Source organism: Mesorhizobium sp. M0761 (assembly GCF_040320205.1).
Lineage (GTDB): Bacteria > Pseudomonadota > Alphaproteobacteria > Rhizobiales > Rhizobiaceae > Mesorhizobium.
Map to the genome: position 1 here is coordinate 1 of NZ_JAMYPF010000012.1, position 18,599 is coordinate 18,599.

Here is an 18,599-nt window from a genome sequence, read left to right on the forward strand (position 1 = left end):
CACACGGGCATTTTCGTCGCAATCAAGACCACCTGCGAGGGGCCGGCGGCACTCGGCGTCACGGACAAAAACCCCCGTTTGCCAAACCAAAATTGAGGTATACGGGGGCCGGCGCCCGCGCGCCCACACCCATACAATCCAGGATCTGTACCCCATGCGCTGGCAGCCGGCTGAACACCGCTATGAGAAAATGCTCTACAACAGATGTGGGCGATCCGGCCTGAAACTGCCGGCGATCTCGCTCGGCCTGTGGCACAATTTCGGCAACGACACGCCGCACAAGACCAAGCAGGCGATCGCGCGCAAGGCCTTCGATCTCGGCATCACCCATTTCGATCTCGCCAACAATTACGGTCCGCCGCCGGGCTCGGCCGAGATCGCCTTCGGCGAGATATTGCGCACCGACTTCGCCGGCTATCGGGACGAGCTGATCATCTCGACCAAGGCGGGCTATGAGATGTGGGCAGGGCCTTATGGCGAATGGGGCAGCCGCAAATATGTGCTGGCGAGCCTCGACCAGAGCCTGAAGCGGATGGGGCTCGACTATGTCGACATCTTCTATTCGCACCGCTTCGATCCGGATACGCCGCTTGAGGAAACGATGGGCGCTCTCGACCATGCGGTGCGTTCCGGCAAGGCGCTCTATGCCGGCATTTCATCCTACAATTCGCAGCGCACGCGCGAGGCGGCCGACATATTGAAGCAGCTCGGCACGCCTTGCATCATCCATCAGCCGAGCTATTCGATGCTCAACCGCTGGGTCGAAGAGGACGGACTGCTCGATACGCTGGAAGGGCTCGGTGTCGGATCGATCGTGTTCTCGCCGCTGGCGCAAGGCATGCTGACCGACAAATATCTCGGCGGCATCCCCAAGGGCAGCCGCGCCAGCCAAGGCAAGTCGCTGCGGCCCGCCTTCATCAACGAAAAGACCATCGCCAACATCCAGGCGCTGAACGCGATCGCCGGCAAGCGTGGCCAGACGCTGGCGCAGATGGCGCTAGCCTGGGTGCTGCGCAAGGGCCGGGTCACCTCGGCGCTGATCGGCGCCAGCCGGCCCGAACAGGTCGAGGACTGCGTCGGCGCGCTCAAGGTGCTCGAGTTCAGCGATGCCGAGCTCGCCGAAATCGACACTTACGCACGCGAGTCCGACATCAATCTGTGGGCGGCGTCGGCCGAGCGCAAAGGCCCGCCGCGGAAGTAAGCGGAACAGCCGGCACCGGACATGAATCAAACGGCGGGAAAGATCCCGCCGTTTTGCGTTTATCAAGCTTCGGGCCCGTTCAGGGCTTCTTGGCCGTGCCGAGACCGGCCTTGGGCGCCGCCGCGGCTGCCGGAGCCGGGGTCTTCATCTTGGCTTCGATCCAACCCGTATAGTTGGCCAATCGCGTGTAGATGCCATAGGCATTCTTGTGGCCGCAAGCGGCGGTGCCGTCGGACGGACCTTCGCCCCAGGAGACGACGCCGACCTGGACCGGACCGTTGGCGCCGGTCATGAACAGCGGACCGCCGCTGTCGCCGTTGCAGGCGTCGCGTTCGCCGCTGTCGGTGCCGGCGCAGATCATGTTCTTGGTCAGCGGATCCGACATATCGGCGGCGATCGCATTGGCGGCGGCATCGATGCCCTTTTCCGAATAACGCATCCGATGCGAGAGATCGCCAAGTGCCGCCTTTAGGTCATGCGCATAGATCGACTTGATGCCGCTGTTGCAGGCAGCGCTCGGCTCGAGATCGAGATCGGCCACCATCAGCGCGGTCGGGAAGGTGCCGTCCTGCATCTTGCCCCAGCCGATGACGGTGGTCTTGCCGCTGTCTGGCGTCGGCTCATTGGTGATCTTGATGACCGGCGCATCGGCGGGCTCCGCCAGCCGGAGCAGGCCGAGATCATTGTCCAGCGTCTGTTCGCTGTAGCCCTCGTTGACGATAACCTCGATCACCTTGTAGCGCTTGCCTTCGGTAAGATCGGTGGCGCCGGTCAGCACGGTCACCGTGTCGGGCGAAATCGGCCGGCCCTTGTCGTTGAGGCAGTGCGCCGCCGTCAGCACCCATTGCGGAGCAATCAGGCTGCCGCCGCAGAATTGCGCGTTCGGCTGCGAGGCCGGGCTGGGGTCCAGCCGGGCGCTGGTCAGCAGCGCCACCTGGAACGGATAGGCCCCTTTGTCGGCTTCCTTGCCGCCATAGACGCGGTCGGCCCCGTCGGGATTCTCGGCCTTGGCCTTGTCCCGGGATTCGGCGACGCGCTGCATCGGCGAGACCGCCGCTTCCGGCCTGGCGGCGTCGTCGGCTGCATAGAGCGCGTTGACGGCGGGGAAAGCGGCCGCGATGCCCAGCAGCGATGCAGCGGCAAGCGGCCTGAACCGATGGATAATGTTCACCTTGAAACCCTCCTGAGATGAAAAATGCCGAGCCATGCCGCCATGACGCATAACCAACAGAAGCGGTACCGGTACCTCGATCGCCTTCTGCCAGAACGAACGACATCCGCGCGGTCATAAAACCGAAATACGACTTTTGCTAATCGTGCCCCATCGGGCAGAGCCCACCCAAACCCTATAGCCCCCCACGGGCTACGTGGAAGCGATTTGTCATTGCCAATGTTGGATTATTTTAGGCAGTATATCGACGCGGGTGCGTTTGGCGGAGGGCTTTAACGAGGCCGCCCGGACCGATGATCCGATACGGGCGGGTAACCAAACTAATTTTTTAACTCCACCACGATCTCGACAATATTTCTGTATTTTGCTCCACTCCTTGCTGACTTTTGGGAGAGTCTCACCATGACGAAACTGACAAGCACTATCATTGCGTCCGCACTGCTATCCACCGCACTGTGGACGATGCCTGCCTTCGCCGCCGATCCCGGCTCAGCGAATGCCGGCAATGGCGAAAGCATGCGCGATCTCGGAACGGGCGACTACCAGCCCGGCCGTGCAAAGCCGATCGCGCCGCCGAAACTGACCGAAGATGAAGCCAGCCGGGCAGCGCCGCTGACCGACGAGGGCACGGCGGTCAAATCCTATGGCATCGTCGGACGTTCCGCCGATGGCAAGGACATCAAGATCGATGCAGGCGAGACGCTGAAGGACCTTGTCATCAAGGAATTGAACGCGCCCGCCAACACACCGAACGCCGACAAGACCGGATTGACGGGCGGCGACGAAGCCGGCCGCCAGGTGTTCGGGGCCGACGATCGCGAGCAGATCAAGAACACCAAGACCTACCCGTTCACCGCGATCGGGTATATCGAAGGCAAAGCCAAGAGCGGTTATGGCAGCTGCTCGGGAACCCTGATCGGTCCGCGCACGGTGCTCACCGCCGCGCATTGCCTCTACAGCAATGAAGACAAGGCTTGGCTCGACGACGTCATCTTCGTGCCGTCGCTCAACGGCAACACCGCCGACGATGCACCGTTTGGCGCTTTCAGCTACGAGAGCGTCTATATCCTGCAGGGCTTCATCGACAATTATCAGGGTTACTACGGCTCGGTCATTCCGTGGGACCTCGGCATCATCACGCTGAAGCAGGATGTCGGCACCAATCTCGGCTGGCTGGGTTATGCCAACTATGAGAACCTCGGCGATTTCACCGCAAACATCGTTGGCTATCCCGGCGACAAGCCGATGGGAACGATGTGGAAGGCGACCTGCGAAGTGAAAGCCGAAAACGTCGGCGCGGAGTATTTCCAGTACGACTGCGACACCTATCCGGGGTCGAGCGGCAGCTCGGTCTACGCCTACGACAATGGCGCCAAGCAGCGCGTCGTCACCGGCGTGAACGTGGCCGAAAGCCCCAACGCCAACACTGCGGTGCGCCTGAACGCTGCCAACGTGGCGTGGATCAACAGCCTGTACAAATAAGGCCCGATCTTTCGCCGGCAAACAGCGGCGATAACCAGCACTACCAAACCGGCGGCGGGACGTTCCTGCCGCCGGTTTTTTTGTATCGAAACACCTCTCTTGCACTGTGTTACAGCGGTGCTTACGCTAGGCAATCCAAGGGGTTGGGTAAGATGGCGCGGGCAAGAATGAGCTTTGGAGTCAAAGCGATGGCGGCTGCATCCATGCTGGCCGCACTGACATGCTTTTCCGCTATGGCCGATCAAGGCGGTGCCACACCCGATGGCGCCTGGGCCGAGCGGGTGCAAATCCTCTATAAAAGCGAAACACGTTCGGTGCTGCGCAAGAATGTACGGGTCTGGGATTCCCACCCGGAATTGAGTCTTGATTTCACCTGGGAGCCGGCAGCCGGCGTGTCGCCGGACCGCACCGTCGCAGCCGACGGCACCGTCAACGGCAAGGGCAGGCTGGTCTGGCGCGTACGCGGCTCGGCGAGCTACGACCCCAAGACGATCTATTCCAGCTATTTCGGCGAGATCAGGAATGGCCGCCCCGAAGGACAAGGCCGGCTGGAGCTGCGTTCAGGCGAGATTCTCGACGGCCGTTGGGTCGCCGGCCAGCTCGACGGCCATGCGATCCATGTCGATGCCGACGGCAATCGCTATGAAGGGCAATTCAGGGCCGGTGTGCCGAATGGCGAGGGCAGGCTGGAGACGAAGACAGGCAAGATATTCGTCGGCTCTTTTGCCGATGGGCTGAAGGACGGCAAGGGCCGCACCCGGTTGCCCGGCGGCACCGTGTACTGGTCGCAATGGGCGAAGGGCAAGGAGATCGGCGGTGCGCGCCCCGATGTGCTGGCCGATGCCAGAGTGGGCGGGTTGCTCAAGGCGCAGACCGGCGGCGGTTCCGCCGACAAGGTCGAGATCGGCATTGCCGTCGACCAGCGCATGACGCAGCAGGCCGACATGCAGTACCAGCATCTCGTGCGCGACGAAGACATCGCGATCTATCCGGTGTCGGACCAGTACAATGATGCCTGGAACGGCACCGGAGAGATTCGTACCGGCAATGTCTATGAAGGCATGGACTGGGAGACGGCGCCGGCCTTCGCCGAAGTCGACCTCAAGACCACCGACCAGTCGAGGGTCAAGATCGACAGCCTGGAAATGAAGGTGGCCGCGAGCGAGGCCTACCGCAAGCCGATGCTGTCGATCAGCGAGCATTATGGCTGCGTCGGCTTCCGCCCCGACTTCTCGATCGTCAACAATGGCTGGGGCGACGTGAAAGACATGAAGATGTCGATCCAGTTCACCAGGACCGACGAGGAGGACAACGCGACCGGCGAGCCGAGCCGCACGTTCACGAAGGACATCGGCACTTTCGGCGACGGCGTCGACGTCTCGATCAAGAACGTGCTGATTGAAGCCGGCGTCGACACAACCACGCTCGAGACCGAGCGCTTCACCTGCCCGTCAAGGGACAGCCTGGATGTCTGCCGCGCCCAGGTGGCCAACAAGGTCAAGTTCGGCGACGTTGCCGATTACATCAGCGGCAGCGTCGAGAAAATGAGCGTGACCGGGATTGGCAAGCTCGATTATTCCTGGGCGGACGATCAGGGCGCTGTCTACCAGCAGAGCGAGCCGTTTCGCGTCATCGTCTCGCTGGTCAGCATCGAGGTCCCAGAATCGCTCGCCGAATGCGGCGATGGCGGCGGCGCGTCGCCCGAAGCGCAACGCTACCAGAACATCGAATTTCCGATCGGCAAGACCGATTACAGCATCCCCATGCCGGTGCGCGGCAACAAGAATCTCAGCGCCTACACGGCACGGCTGAAAATGTGGTCGTCAATGTCGTCGATCCATCGCTTCAGCATCGCCGCCCATTTCGCCGATGGCAGCACACGGGAGAGCAAGCCGGCCACGTTCTTCTATTTCAGGCCGAAGCAGTCGCTGTTTGAAACCAGCACCAAGCCGGCGGTCTGCTATCTGCCGGAAGATCTGCAAGGCTGTTGAGGTCCTGTCACGTCCTTTCGGGAATCGCGTTATTTCGAGCCCATCTCGAAATAATTGGGCAGCGGGATCAGCCTGGCAAAGATCGTGCCCTGGCTGAACACCCTGAGTTCCAGCATCGACCCAGACGATCGTTCGGCCTTCTGGTCGAACAGGAAATTGCCGAGCGAATAGATCTCCGCAACATCGCCGCCGCCGAGCGGCAGGATCGCCTCGCTCGATACATGTGGATGACCGCCGACGATTGCCGTGACACCGCGCAGCCGCATCTGGTCGGCAAGCATCTCCTCGCGCGGCGACGGCTCCGTCTTGTACTCGCGGCCCCAATGGACGAAGGCAATCACCGGCCGCTCGGCATTGTCGTGCAGCAGCCGGTCGAGCAAAGCAGGCGTCAGAAGGTCGGTGTTCCTGGAGCCGTTGGTATCGATGTCGGTCAGCCCGACCAGGTCGAGATCGGCAAGCGCCAGCGTCTCGCCCTGCCCGAAATGGGCGATGCCGGCCGCATCGAGTGCGGCCAGCGTCTCGGCATAGCCTGACGGGCCGAGGTCGTAGGCGTGATTGTTGGCGAGGCTGACAGCGGCGACATGCAATTTCTTGAGCATGTCGATGGCGAGGTCTGCGGGCATGGCCAGCGTCATGTCGTCGATCGCCTCAGGGACGTTGGGCAGGATCACGCCTTCGAGATTGACGATCAGCGGCCGCGAGCGGGTCAGGGCCAGCACGCTTTCGACGATCTTCTCGGCAACACCGTCGCGGACCAGGATCTTCTTCATGGCGCGGCCGAAATTCACGTCGCCCGCGAAATAGTAGAGCTTGTCGTCGGGACGGGCAGGATTGTTGAAGCCGGGGCCGAAGGCGCCGAACAGCGCCACGACATAGCTGGTGGTGCGCTCGACATAGTCGCTTGAATGCGCCTGCGAGTTCTCGTTGGCGACGACCAGCGGCGCAGCACCGAACAGTTCGCGCTGCAGCCTGGTCTGGATATAGAGCGCACCGACCGAATCGGCGTGATCCGGCTGGCGCAGCGCCGCGATGCCGTCGAGCGAACCGGCGGCGAGCATGTTCAGCGTCTGCTGGTCGAAACGCCTGGCTTCGTGCTGCGGCAGATAGTGGGAGAAATCGGTGGATTCGACGATCAGCGTGTCCTTGTCGACGATCGCTTTCAGCGCCTGCGCCAGCCGGTCCCAGTCGGCTCGCTTGGCTTTGACCGACATCGCCACCGGCACGATTTCAGCTTCGGGGAAATAGTGATGCAGGAAAGGCAGCATCGCCTGCACGCCATGCTCCCTGGCGAATAGGCAGGAGTCTTCGACCATGTCGCTGTTCGCTTCCAGAAGGTGCACGGCTTCCGTGTCGGCCTGGACTGGACCGAGCACTGTTTCAAAACCGCGCGGCGTCGTGGCGAAGAGTTTCTGCGTCTCGTGGAAATGGTCCGGCGACAGGATGACGATGCGCTTGTAGCGGAAGCCGGACGCGGCGTGGAAACCGAGTGCGACGAGATCTGCGACGAGCAGGTGGTGGGGGACTGTGATGCCGGTGAGCCGTTGGTTGGACGGCTCGATTCTGGCGACGGCGGCGATGGCGTCGGTGAAGAGTGTGGGGTCGGAGTAGAAGGACGGGAAGTTTGTGTCGCCGGGCGGGCAGGTGATGGGGGCTGCGGACGCTTGGAGGGGTGACAAAATAAAGAAGGCGCCTGCAAAATGCCGCACGATGGTTTGCGCCCAGGCACCCCCCTCTGTCCTGCCGGACATCTCCCCCTCAAGGGGGGAGATTAGCTGTTTTGCGGTTTTCGCTAATCTCCAACGGTGAAGAAAAAGGCGTCGCCAAAGAAGCTGCCAATCTCCCCCCTTGAGGGGGAGATGCCCGGCAGGCCAGAGGGGGGTGCCTGGGTGCCGACCTCTCACGGCTCAGCCAGCACAATGTTCTCCACGCCGCCGACATAGTAGAACGGCTTCTGCTTGGACGCGGTCAGCCGCAGCACTTCGCGCGAAATATAGTCGGCGAGGCCGAACAGCGTCACGCCGCCGTCGGAGGTCTTGGCCCGGCCGCGCAGGCCTTCGAGGATCGAATAGGTGAAAACGCCATGGCCGAGCTCGGGCATTTCGGCGGCGGTGTTGTTGGCAGCGGTGGCCGAGAAGACGACGATGCGTGCGTCCTGCGCGTCTTTTTCCAGGCGCGGGTTGAAGGCGTTGGCGGCGTGGCAGGTGTCGAGCAGCATGAAGCGCATGCCCTTGGCCCGCTCAACCGATTTCTGGATGTCGCCCCAGTCGACCAGCGAGGAGCGCTTCCAGCGGTCGGCATCCTGTTTGCGGCCGTCCGTGGGGATGAAATAATAATCTTCGTCGATGTTGATGCCGTGACCGGCGACGAAAATGATGGTGGTGTCGTTCTCGCCGGGTCTGTCGAGAAAGTCGGCGAGCTGGTCGTCGATCGTGTCGGAATCCGGTTCCAGGATGGTGTCGGCGCTGGCGACCTTGAACACGTCCTTGCCGGAATCGGGCGCCTCATCCAGCGCTTCGCGGTTGACCAGAACCAGCGTCTCCATCGCCGAAAACAAGGGCGCGGATTTCTGCGAGATCACCTTGAGGAATTCGGTGGCGTCATCGACGGGATAGCGCAGATCGCAGGCGTGGCCGGCGCATGCATCGGTGAGGAAAGGATATTTGTCGACGCCGATCACGGCGACGTAGAGCTTGCCCTTGTTGGCGGGCTTTTCGGTTTTCCTGCCAAGTGCTGTGACAGTGCGCTCGGTCAGATAGCCGAACTCGTTGGTGCCGGTGATGCGAATGGTATTTTCGCCATTCTCGACCGGCACTTCGACGATGGTGCTCTTGCCGCCATCGGCCGAGCGCGCCGTGACATTGCCGACATTGCGGCTGTTCGACAGGATCGAAAATCCGGCGACATCGGCGCCGGCTTCCTGCGCGCCCGAAATCTCGACGGCGACATAGCCCTCGCGGACGTTGCTCTGGTCGGCGGCAAGCTTGATGCCGAATTCCGGCGGTTTGCGCTCGAGCAGCTTTTCCAGCTGGCGGTCGACGCCGGGGCGCATTTCCTGAACCGCCTGTTCGGCGCTGCGCAGGATGATGGCCCGGCGCACCATTTCCGGGCTCCAGAGATATTTTTTCAGCTGGCCGGCGCTGATGAAACGCCCTTCGTGGTCGCGACCCTGATTGACGTGCCAGCCTATCAACTTGTCGCCGTCGGCGGAGGAATAATAGTAGCCCTGCGGCATCCAGGCGATCCATTCGGAGCCGGCGAAGAACATCGACACTATCAGTTTGTGTGTCTTCAAATTCCACAGCCGCACGGTCTGGTCGGCGCTGCCGGTGACCAACAGCCCTTCCTTCTCGGCGGCAACCATGGCGTTGATCTCGCCGGTGTGGCCGGTGAATTCACCCGATAGCTCGGCGGTCGCGGTTTTGTATTCCAACAGCGTGCCGTCGCTGCCGCCGGTGATCAGGCCAAGCCCATTGCCGATCAGCGTGTAAGCCGAATGGACGAAGCCATTGGTGGCGGCATTCTCGATGCTGTGCATCACCTTTCCGCCGCTCGCGATTTCGAGCACGGCATTCTCCAGGCCGTCCTTGCCGCCGGGGGCAGCACGGAGCGACCACTCACCCTCTGCGAGTGCCGCGCGGGCATAGGCGCCCTGTTCCGCCAACGCCACCGGGTCCTCGAAGAACCGCTTGGCCGTCGGTAGTGCCAGCACCTTGTCCAGCGTGCCCTGCAGCTCGGGACAGGACACGCGTTCGGGGCAGGGGTTGGTGTTGCCCCAAGCGATGGAGCTGCTCGCCGCATCGATCCCGATCGCCGTCACCGGTTCGCCGACCCCTTGCAGCAGCGCCTTGCGCTCGCCGGTCATGGGGTTCCAGACCTGGATGGCGTTGCGGGTGCCGCCGGCTGTCGCCACCAGCGAGCCGTCGGCATTGCCGGCGCCAGCAAAGACCGTGCCGTCATGGCCGTTATAGTCGAGCAGTTGCTCGCCGCTGTCGGTATTCCAGACCACCGAGCGATGCTTGTCGGCGCAGCGATAGCTGCATGACGCCACAAGCCGCGAACCCGTGGCGAAGCTCAGAGCGCCGATCTGGAAATCCTGCTTCGGCATGGCGCGGACGAATTTGCCGGTGCTGGCCTGCCAGAGCTGGACGTCGCCGTCCTTGCTGCCGGTGGCGAACAGGCTGCCATCCAATGACACGGCGAGTGCGGCGACGCCGACATCGCGCAGCGGTTCGGCCTCGGCGGGCAAGGCGATCTCCTCAGCCTTGGCGACATCCCAGAGCCTTATGCCATTGTCGGTGGTCGCTGCCGCCAGCCGGGTTCCCGCAGCGGCGAAGGCGAGCTTTTCCACACGCCAGGAATCGGCATCGAGTTTTTCCGCCAGCGTCCAGCCCGACGCGGATTTGTCGTCCGCCCGCCAGAGGTAGACGAAACCATCGCCACCGCCGGCGGCGAGCGTGTTTCCGTGGGGTGAAAAGGCGACATCATAGATGGCATAGTCGGCGGCCTTGAGCACGGTTTTGATCTTGCCGGTGGCGAAATCGAACAGCCTGATATCGCCATAAGGGGGCTTGTCGCCGATGCCGGCGCCGAAATAACCGCCGGCGGCGATCGTCTTACCATCCGGCGACACGGCAATCGCAAAGACCTTGCCGTCATTGCCATTGCCAAGATAGCCGCGAATGGTGCGGAGCGTCACCCCGCTCTGCCAGTCCCAGATGCGGATGGTCTTGTCGTCAGATGCGGAGACCAGTTCCTCGCCGTCCGGCGTGAAGGCAAGGTCGGTGACCCTGGCGCTGTGGCCGCCGGTGTTGAGATCGAGGTGGAAATCGAGGTCCTCGGCACCGGCCGTTGACGTTAACACCAGAAGACCGACCAGGATTAGCCACCGGATAGCACGCAAGGGATGGGAGCTGCCCGGCACCTTGTTGCGCCGCTATTTGGAGTCGGCGGGCGGCGGCGACCCGTGACGCACATAATTCTCGATCGCCTGGGCATAATTGGCGGAACCGGCCTTGCGTTCTTTTTCGATGTAGCCGGCAAAATAGCTCCAGAACGACACCGCATAGTCGCGGAAATAGGCATCGGCGACATCGCGCGAACAGAGCTTGCCCTCGACGCAGATCGAGAGACGATTGAGGAAATAGACGATGCGGTCGAAATTGTCGTTGAAATCGGCGATCGGCATGGTGCCGCCGCCGGCAGTCATCGCCTCGATGCCGATGCGTTGCCGGAAAACCTGTTCCTCGGTTGGCGACGGCGTGGCGCTGAGCAGATTGTCGTATTTGGCGTTGAGTGCCGACAGGCGCTCCTTGAGCGCGCGTTGCGCCTGCTGAAAGTCCTTGCTTTCCCAAAGCTCGACCAGCGACATCGTCTGCTCGACGCGCTTCTGTTCCTGGTTTGCGAGAAACTGGAAGACCGAGAAGCCCAAGGTGAAGACGATCGCCAGGCGCACGGCGAGACCCGACCAGGCGTAGATCAGCATGCGCCAGTCGCGGTCGGTGAACGGGTTGGCTTCCTTCTTGATCTCGTGACTGCTCGGCCACGGAAAGCCTTCGGTGGTTTCGGGCAAGGTCGCCGGCTTCTTGGCCGGTGCCGGCGCCGATGTGGCCGGCGATTTTTGCGTTGCAGCGCCCCCCGGCTTTTTCATCCGCAGCTGTCCAGTTGGATAATGGCGGTGGGATCAAGCACGATGCCGGGTGTCTCCAGCTTCTTTTTCAGGCAATCGAGCTGCGTGCGCGAAATCATGAACTGCACGTCCGGTTCGGCAGCCGCCTTGCTTGGTGACGGCAAGGGCTCGACCACGCCGCGCGAGGCGCAGCTGGAGAGATCGACGACAACGGCCGTGTTGCCGGTCTTGGCGATCTGGTCGTACTGGTCGAGAAAGCAGGTGGCGAGCTCGGAATTGGTGACGATCTGCTTGGCGCACAGGCCGCAATTCTCGTCCGCCGAGGCGCTGGCAACCAGCAACAGGCTGCCGGCAAGGCCGACCGTCGCTGCACGCCAGGAGAGCACGGGGATAGTCACTGATGTCCTCATCTGTTGCATCCAGCCGCGGCGCATAGAAGTGTCGCGAGCCGGGAATGTTCATATATCACGCCGGCAAGAGCCGGCGAAGCGATGTCAGGTCAGGCGCGGGGCACCGTCTCCATCGGGAAGATCATCACCGCGCCTTTGGGACCGCTCTTGTCGGCAAGCCGCATCACCGAGCGCGTCGCCGGCGCCATGCCGATGTCGGCCAGCATGTCGGAAAAACCAGGCGTTCCCGATGCGGCACGCGTCACGGCGCGCACGCCTTCCTGGGCAAGAAAGCTCAGATCCTCTTTCTCGCTTTGCGGCGGCGCCTCGGTCAGCACGGCAATCATGCGCTCCATGCCGAAGCTGGTGTCGGTGAAGGCGAGCAGCCCTTCCTTCAGGCCCTGGTCGGCCTGCTGGTTGATCGGCGCCAGCCGCTCGGCGACGATGTGGGTGATCGAATAGTCGCTGCCGATATACAGCACGTTGATGTCGACGAACTCGTCGGACCCGTTCTTGGCCGCAATGTGTACCTGATCGCCCGGCGAAACGCGCGGCACCGTTGACGATTCGATCGGCTCCAGCGCATCGCTGTCCTGGCGCTTGATCAGGAACTGGACGCTGACCTCGTCCGGCCGGTAGTCGGACGCCGCGGCGAGCCGCGACAGGCCGGTGGCGCGGAAGATCGTGGTCAGGGTCTTGGCTGTGTTTTCCGCAAGCTTGTCGCGGCCATCCTGATGGATGACGATGCGCGGCGGCTTGCTGCCGTCCTTCAGGCTGATGTCGCCGGACGCCGGCAGGAACCACAGCGCCGGTTCGTCGCTGGCGTTGGCGGCAGCGCCGTCCATGGATTTTTCGCGCAGCACCGCAAGCCGCAGATCGGCGCTCTTGCCGGGCTCGACCAGCGCGATTTGGAAGCCGGACTTCGGCTTCGCCACCAATTCGTCCAGAACCGAATTGACCAGCTCGGTTTCTTTTTCGAGCCCTGCGGTCGGCGCCGGCTTTGCCACCAGCAGCTTGTAGTCGACCGCGAGTTCGGCAACGCGCGCATAGGCGCCGGCGGGCACCGCCGTCGGCGCAAGCGCCGGCTTGCCGTCGAATTCGACCGGTGCGAGCTGGCTTTCGAGGTTTTTTGCCGATTTCACTTCGAGATAGCCGACGGCGTCGGAGAGCTTCGACAGCGCCGAAGGCAAAATGGCGAGCTTGCTGCCGGGGGTCAGACCCTGCAGCAGCCCGGCGCCGATCGCGACATCGCCGTCCTTGACGGCAATCGGCCATTGCATGACGGCGTCGGTCTTGTCGGTGCCGAACACGCGGGCGTCCAGTTCGCCCTCGAACAGGGGCGTCGGCCTTGTGCGGCCGTCGGCCGAATATTGCTGCAGCACGGCCTGGCCGAGCTGGCGATAGGTGACGTTGGGGTTCTCGGCCAATTTCGACAGGATGGTGAAGGTGAACAGGCCGAAGCGCGGCGCGTCGGGCGTGCCCTTGGGCAGCGGCATTTCCGGCGTCGTCTCGACCGTCTGCGCGGCATAGAAGGCGACCAGCTTGCCCCTGGCGATCGGCTCTGCGCCGGTCGGCGTCAGGTTGAAGGCCGGCTTGCGGCCGCCATTCTCGTCGAAACCTCGCGATGCGCTTGCCGAGATGTCGTCATAGGCCTTCACCGTGGCTGCTCTCGCCGCGTCGTCGCCGCCGACGAGGTCGGCGAACTCGACCTTGCGCTCCAGTTCGTCATCGACTTCCGCGGCGCGCGTCGCGGTGCCGGAATGGCAGCAGTCGAACACCACCCAGACAAAGGCGCCCTTGTCGCGGATGGCGTCGAGTGCGGCGCCGACCTCGTTGTCGACCAGCGCGTTCGGCACGCCCTCTTCGCGGTTGATCCATTTGTCGATATCGGAGGGCAGGAAAATCTCGTCGAGGCCGTCGGTCTCGTCACCGGCCTTGGCTTGCGGCTGCTGGGCGCCGTGGCCCGACAGATGCAGATAGACGAAATCGTCGCGTTGCACCTTGCCGGCGAGGTCGGCAAGAGCGGCCTTGATCGCCGCATGCGTCGGCGGGCCGTTGGCGCCTTCGACGTCCTTGGCGAGCAGGATCACGTTCTCGGCCGAGAACTTCACCGGATCGGGCGTGTTCTTCAGGAGATAGTCGCGCACTAGGCCGGCATCGTTCTTCGGCCCGATCAGCCAGTTCTTCTGCGGCAGGTTCGGATAGTCGGTGCAGGCAACCAGCAGCGCGTGATAGGTGCGCGAGGCGGCGAGGGTACGGAACGAAACCGTACCGGCAACCACAAGCGCCGACGTGCCGACGAGCAGCGTCCGTCGTGTCAGTTTGATCATAATTGCTTCCCCAAGCCCGATCGAATTTGCAAGTGCGGCACCTTTCGTCGCGAATTTTGTCAGTATTTTGAATGTGGTCGGTGCCGTCAATCGGCGGTGGTGGTCATGGTGTCGATGGCGATAACGGAAACAGTGGCAAAAAGCCTGCTTCGTCGCTATCTCAAGGGAATTGAGACCGTCGCATGGCAGAAATGATTTGCGAGCGGCGCTGGATCAAACAGATAGAACATCATGTCGTCCGAGAACCGCTTCACACTTTTCGGCATCATGCTCTAAACGATCGGAAAACGGGATCATGGCGGCAAGGGATGTGCTGACGAAGAATCAGCTGAGCGTGCTCGAGAAACTTGAGGCCGCCAGCGGACCGCTCAGCGCCTATACGCTTCTCGACCAGCTGCGCGAGCGCGGGTTCCGCGCGCCGCTGCAGGTCTATAGGGCGCTCGACAGCCTGGTGAAGTCAGGCTTCGTGCACCGGCTGGAAAGCCTCAACTCCTTCGTTGCCTGCGCCGAACCGCACGACCATACGCATTCGATGACGGCCTTCGCTATCTGCGACACATGCGGGCAGGTGATGGAGATGTCCGACCATGACGTCGACCATCGGCTGGACGAATGGGTGCGCTCGACCGGGTTTGCTGCAAAGAAGGCGGTGATCGAGTTTCGAGGGACGTGTGCCAAGTGCCTGGCTGAGGCGGCTTAGCTTGCTTCCTACTTGAGCCGAGGCGGTGCGCTATTCTCGAATTCGTTCAAGAATGTCTCATAGACGACGTACCGCGTAGGCCCAGGTGTTAGCTGCTCCATAAGCAGGGGTTTCACCTCGTCGAGCCAAGATAATTTGCCAAGGCCAGACCCGATTTTTGGCAAGGCGATGGATTCTACCCGGTTTTTGTCGGCCCATTTCACAAGCCCGCGAACTGCTTTCCGTAAATAGGGAAGCGTGGCGTGATACATATCTGGCTGGGTTGCCAGATAAATGAAGCCCGGCTGATTGCCGTCTGGCTCCAATGTCCAGATATGACCGCCAATAAACCTGCCGGTCCGAGCATATTTCTTGAACGCAGCCTGCACATTCGGCCACTTTTTCGAAATCTTCAGCGCAAGTCCGGTGCCAAGGCCCTCTTGATTGCCCTCTGCCACGCCTTGAGCGATATAGCTTTCCTGGGCGGCCAGCAGGTCCGGTGACAAAGACAATCATCGCACCTTCAATGCGCCTCGTCCCAGTTGTTGGCGGCCCGGGCATCGACATGCAGCGGCACCGACATCGAGATGGCCGGCATCGGCGCGTTCTCCATCACCCTGCGCACCACGGGGATCGTCGCCTCGACTTCCGCTTCAACCGTCTCGAAGATCAATTCGTCATGCACCTGCAAGAGCATGCGGGCGGACAGGCCGGCCTTTTCCAGCGCCTCGTCCATATGCACCATGGCGCGGCGGATGATATCGGCAGCGGTGCCTTGCAGCCTGGCGTTGATCGAGGCGCGCTCGTTGAAGGCACGGATCGACGGGTTTGACGACCGGATCTCAGGATAGTGGATGCGGCGGCCGAAGATGGTTTCGACGAAGCCATGCTCGCGGGCATAGGCTTTTGTTGCCTCGATATAGTCGCGGATGCCGGGGAAACGCTCGAAGTATTTCTTGATGTAGGCGCCGGCCTCCTCGCGCGGGATCGACAGCTGGTTGGCCAGCCCAAAGGCCGAGATGCCGTAGATGATGCCGAAATTGATTGCCTTGGCGCGGCGGCGCACTTCGGAAGGCATGCCTTCGACCGGCACGTTGAACATTTCCGAGGCGGTGATGGCGTGGATGTCGGCGCCGTCGGCGAAGGCCTGCTTCAACTGCGGGATCTCGGCGACGTGGGCAAGCACGCGCAGTTCGATCTGGCTGTAGTCGGCCGAGACCAGTTTCTGGCCCTTGTCGGCGATGAAGGCCGTCCTGATCTTGCGTCCCTCCGCGGTGCGCACCGGGATGTTCTGCAGATTGGGATCGGAGGAGGACAGCCGGCCCGTCGTCGTTGCGGCCAGCGCATAAGATGTGTGCACGCGCCTGGTGTCGGGATGGATGAAGCCGGGCAGCGCGTCGGTGTAGGTCGATTTCAGCTTGGTCAGCTGACGCCAGTCGACGATCTTGCGCGGCAGTTCGTGGCCTTCGGCGGCGAGGTCTTCCAGAAGCTGCGCGGAGGTCGACCATTGCCCGGTCTTGGTCTTGGAGCCGCCGGGCAGGCCCATGCGGCCGAACAGGATGTCGCCGAGTTGCTTTGGCGACCCGATGTTGATGCGCTCGCCGACAAGGCCGTAGATTTCCTCTTCCAGCCGTGCGGCGCCTTGCGCCAGCTCGCCGGAGAGCCGCGACAGGATCTGGCGGTCGACCGAGATGCCGCGCTGCTCCATCCGCGCCAGCACCGGCACCAGCGGTCGCTCCAGCCGCTCATAGACCGAAACCAGGCCCTTGGCGGCAAGTCGGGGCTTCAGCACCTGCCATAGCCGCAGCGCTACGTCGGCATGGCCGGCGGCGTAGGCGGTCGCCCGGTCGATGTCGACCTGGTCGAACCCGACCGAGCTTCTGCCGGAGCCCGCGAGATCCTTGAGCGGCGTCGTGGCATGGCCGAGCCATTTGTCGGCAAGCGAGGACAAAGTGTGGTGGCCGGTGCCGGCATCGAGCACATAGGAGATCAGCATAGTATCGTCGAAGGGCGCGATATCGATGCCGTGGCGGCTCATGACGACGATGTCGTATTTGGCGTCCTGGGCGATCTTGAGCACCGATTTGTCTTCCAGCAGCGGCTTCAGCAGCGCCAGCGCCCCGCGGACCGGAATCTGGTTCTCCAGCGTGCCGCCGCCGAGCAGGTCGCCGGCGCCGCTCTTGTGGGCGAGCGGCACATAGGCGGCGCGGCCGGGGCCGATCGCCAGGGAGAAACCGATGAGGTCGGCCAGCATCGGATCGGAAGACGTGGTTTCGGTGTCGAAGGCGACGATGCCGGTCTCCTTGGCTTGGGCCAGCCAGGTCTTGAGCGTCGCCGTGTCGCGGATGGCGACATAGGCGGCGGGATCGATTTTGGCCGCGGCGGCCGTTTCCAGGCGAAGTGCGGCAAGCAGCGAAGGGGCGTCGCCGGCTCTGGCGGTTTCGGATTTGGCTTCATCCTGTGTTGCCGCAGGCACCGGTGTGCCGGAGCCGACATCGGGGCCGTGCGCGGTGTCGGCGCGCTCGACGGTGACGGCGACAGCCTGCACATCGCCGGCTTCGGTGCTGGTCGCCTCGGCCACACGGCGGGTCAGCGAGGTGAATTCCATGGTTTTGAGAAAGCCGATCAGCTTCGGCCCGTCCGGCGCGTGCAGCACGAAATCGTCGAGCCCGTCGGTCACCGGCACGTCGTTCTTCAGCGTCACCAGCTGGCGCGATATGCGCGCCTTGTCGGCATTGGCGATGATGGATTCGCGCCTCTTGTCCTGCTTGATCTCGCTGGCCCGGGCGAGCAACCCGTCAAGGTCGCCGAACTGTTCCAGCAATTGCGCCGCCGTCTTCGGCCCGATGCCGGGTACGCCCGGCACATTGTCGACGGAGTCGCCGGTCAGCGCCTGCAGGTCGATCATCTTTTCCGGCGGCACGCCCCATTTCTCGATGACTTCGGGGATGCCGATCTGGCGGTCCTTCATCGGGTCGTACATGCCGACCGTGGGTCCGACCAGCTGCATCAGATCCTTGTCGGAGGAGATGATAGTGGTGTCGCCGCCGGCCTCGCACGCCAGCCTGGCATAAGTGGCGATGAGGTCGTCGGCCTCGTAGCCTTCGATCTCGATGCAAGGCAGGTTGAAGGCCACGGTTGCCTGGCGGATCAGACCGAATTGCGGGATCAGGTCTTCGGGCGGTGCGTTGCGGTTGGCCTTGTATTCCGGGTAGAGATCATTGCGGAAGGTTTTCGACGAATAATCGAAAATGACCGCTAAATGCGTCGGCACGATGCCTACATCGGTGTTGCGGGCGTCCTGCATCAGCTTCCACAACATGTTGCAGAAGCCGGAGACCGCGCCGACCGGCAGCCCATCGGATTTGCGGGTCAGCGGCGGCAGCGCATGATAGGCGCGAAAGATGTAGCCGGAGCCGTCGATAAGGAAGAGATGGTCGCCTTTTTTCATGCCGGCAGGGATAGCGCGGCAGGACGGCGCGGTCCATGGCAAAGGCGGGCTTCCAACAGGTGTTGCGGCGACATGCTGACAGAGCCTGCCTGCCGATAGGTCCTGCTGCTGTTTGCCTCGGCGCTCACGGCTATGTTACAAAAGTGTAATTCTTGTGCCCTTGAAACGCCACGATCCGAGACACAAATAAAGGTCATCGGCAGTTTTCGCCGAGTCCGGAGCAAGGCCCGTCCCCCGCCTATCCCGGACAATTGCGGCAGCCTATCCCCCCTCTCCGGG

The 18,599-nt window shown here is 62.6% G+C and carries 12 protein-coding genes; 4 read left to right on the forward strand and 8 right to left on the reverse strand.

The window, feature by feature from the left end:
* Positions 1-154: 154 nt before the first annotated feature.
* Positions 155-1,201, forward strand: coding sequence for an L-glyceraldehyde 3-phosphate reductase (gene mgrA, locus NKI32_RS19620; RefSeq protein ID WP_352510261.1), 1,047 nt, complete (start codon positions 155-157; stop codon positions 1,199-1,201).
* 79 nt (positions 1,202-1,280) lie between these two features.
* Here the strand turns inward: mgrA and NKI32_RS19625 are convergent, their stop codons facing one another.
* Positions 1,281-2,372 carry a S1 family serine peptidase gene (locus NKI32_RS19625; RefSeq protein WP_352510262.1) on the reverse strand — a complete coding sequence of 364 codons (1,092 nt, stop codon included), beginning with the start codon at positions 2,370-2,372 and terminating at the stop codon, positions 1,281-1,283.
* 402 nt (positions 2,373-2,774) lie between these two features.
* On the opposite strand from NKI32_RS19625, the gene NKI32_RS19630 reads away from it, so the two are divergent.
* Together NKI32_RS19630 and NKI32_RS19635 are read left to right on the forward strand one after the other, a co-directional pair.
* Positions 2,775-3,854 carry a trypsin-like serine peptidase gene (locus NKI32_RS19630; RefSeq protein WP_023691993.1) on the forward strand — a complete coding sequence of 360 codons (1,080 nt, stop codon included), beginning with the start codon at positions 2,775-2,777 and terminating at the stop codon, positions 3,852-3,854.
* A gap of 188 nt (positions 3,855-4,042) precedes the next feature.
* Entirely contained in the window at positions 4,043-5,845 is a 1,803-nt protein-coding gene (locus NKI32_RS19635) for an MORN repeat-containing protein (protein WP_352510263.1), read from the forward strand.
* Between the two features lie 29 nt (positions 5,846-5,874).
* On the opposite strand, the gene amrB is transcribed toward NKI32_RS19635, so the two are convergent.
* The 5 genes from amrB to NKI32_RS19660 form a co-directional block, all read right to left on the reverse strand.
* Entirely contained in the window at positions 5,875-7,593 is a 1,719-nt protein-coding gene (amrB, locus tag NKI32_RS19640; RefSeq protein WP_353003230.1) for an AmmeMemoRadiSam system protein B, read from the reverse strand.
* A gap of 149 nt (positions 7,594-7,742) precedes the next feature.
* Positions 7,743-10,706 carry a hypothetical protein gene (locus NKI32_RS19645; protein WP_353003232.1) on the reverse strand — a complete coding sequence of 988 codons (2,964 nt, stop codon included), beginning with the start codon at positions 10,704-10,706 and terminating at the stop codon, positions 7,743-7,745.
* A 72-nt stretch (positions 10,707-10,778) separates the two neighbouring features.
* Positions 10,779-11,492 (reverse strand): DUF4760 domain-containing protein, encoded by a 714-nt coding sequence (locus NKI32_RS19650; protein ID WP_023686599.1) that lies wholly within the window; start codon positions 11,490-11,492, stop codon positions 10,779-10,781.
* Complete coding sequence (locus tag NKI32_RS19655; RefSeq protein WP_027049727.1) at positions 11,489-11,881, reverse strand: hypothetical protein; 393 nt, start codon at positions 11,879-11,881, stop codon at positions 11,489-11,491. Before NKI32_RS19655 ends, NKI32_RS19650 begins: the two co-directional genes overlap by 4 nt.
* 89 nt (positions 11,882-11,970) lie before the next feature.
* Positions 11,971-14,190, reverse strand: a complete 2,220-nt coding sequence (locus NKI32_RS19660) for a caspase family protein (RefSeq protein ID WP_353003235.1) — start codon at positions 14,188-14,190, stop codon at positions 11,971-11,973.
* Positions 14,191-14,485: 295 nt separating this feature from the next.
* Between NKI32_RS19660 and NKI32_RS19665 the strand changes: the two genes are divergently transcribed.
* Positions 14,486-14,890 carry a Fur family transcriptional regulator gene (locus NKI32_RS19665; RefSeq protein ID WP_023669789.1) on the forward strand — a complete coding sequence of 135 codons (405 nt, stop codon included), beginning with the start codon at positions 14,486-14,488 and terminating at the stop codon, positions 14,888-14,890.
* Positions 14,891-14,898: 8 nt separating this feature from the next.
* Here NKI32_RS19665 and NKI32_RS19670 read toward each other — a convergent pair whose 3' ends face one another.
* Together NKI32_RS19670 and polA are read right to left on the reverse strand one after the other, a co-directional pair.
* Complete coding sequence (locus tag NKI32_RS19670; protein WP_353003237.1) at positions 14,899-15,381, reverse strand: macro domain-containing protein; 483 nt, start codon at positions 15,379-15,381, stop codon at positions 14,899-14,901.
* Between the two features lie 11 nt (positions 15,382-15,392).
* Positions 15,393-18,320: a DNA polymerase I gene (polA, locus tag NKI32_RS19675; protein ID WP_353003388.1), complete on the reverse strand. Its 2,928-nt coding sequence runs from the start codon at positions 18,318-18,320 to the stop codon at positions 15,393-15,395.
* Between the last annotated feature and the right edge of the window lie 279 nt (positions 18,321-18,599).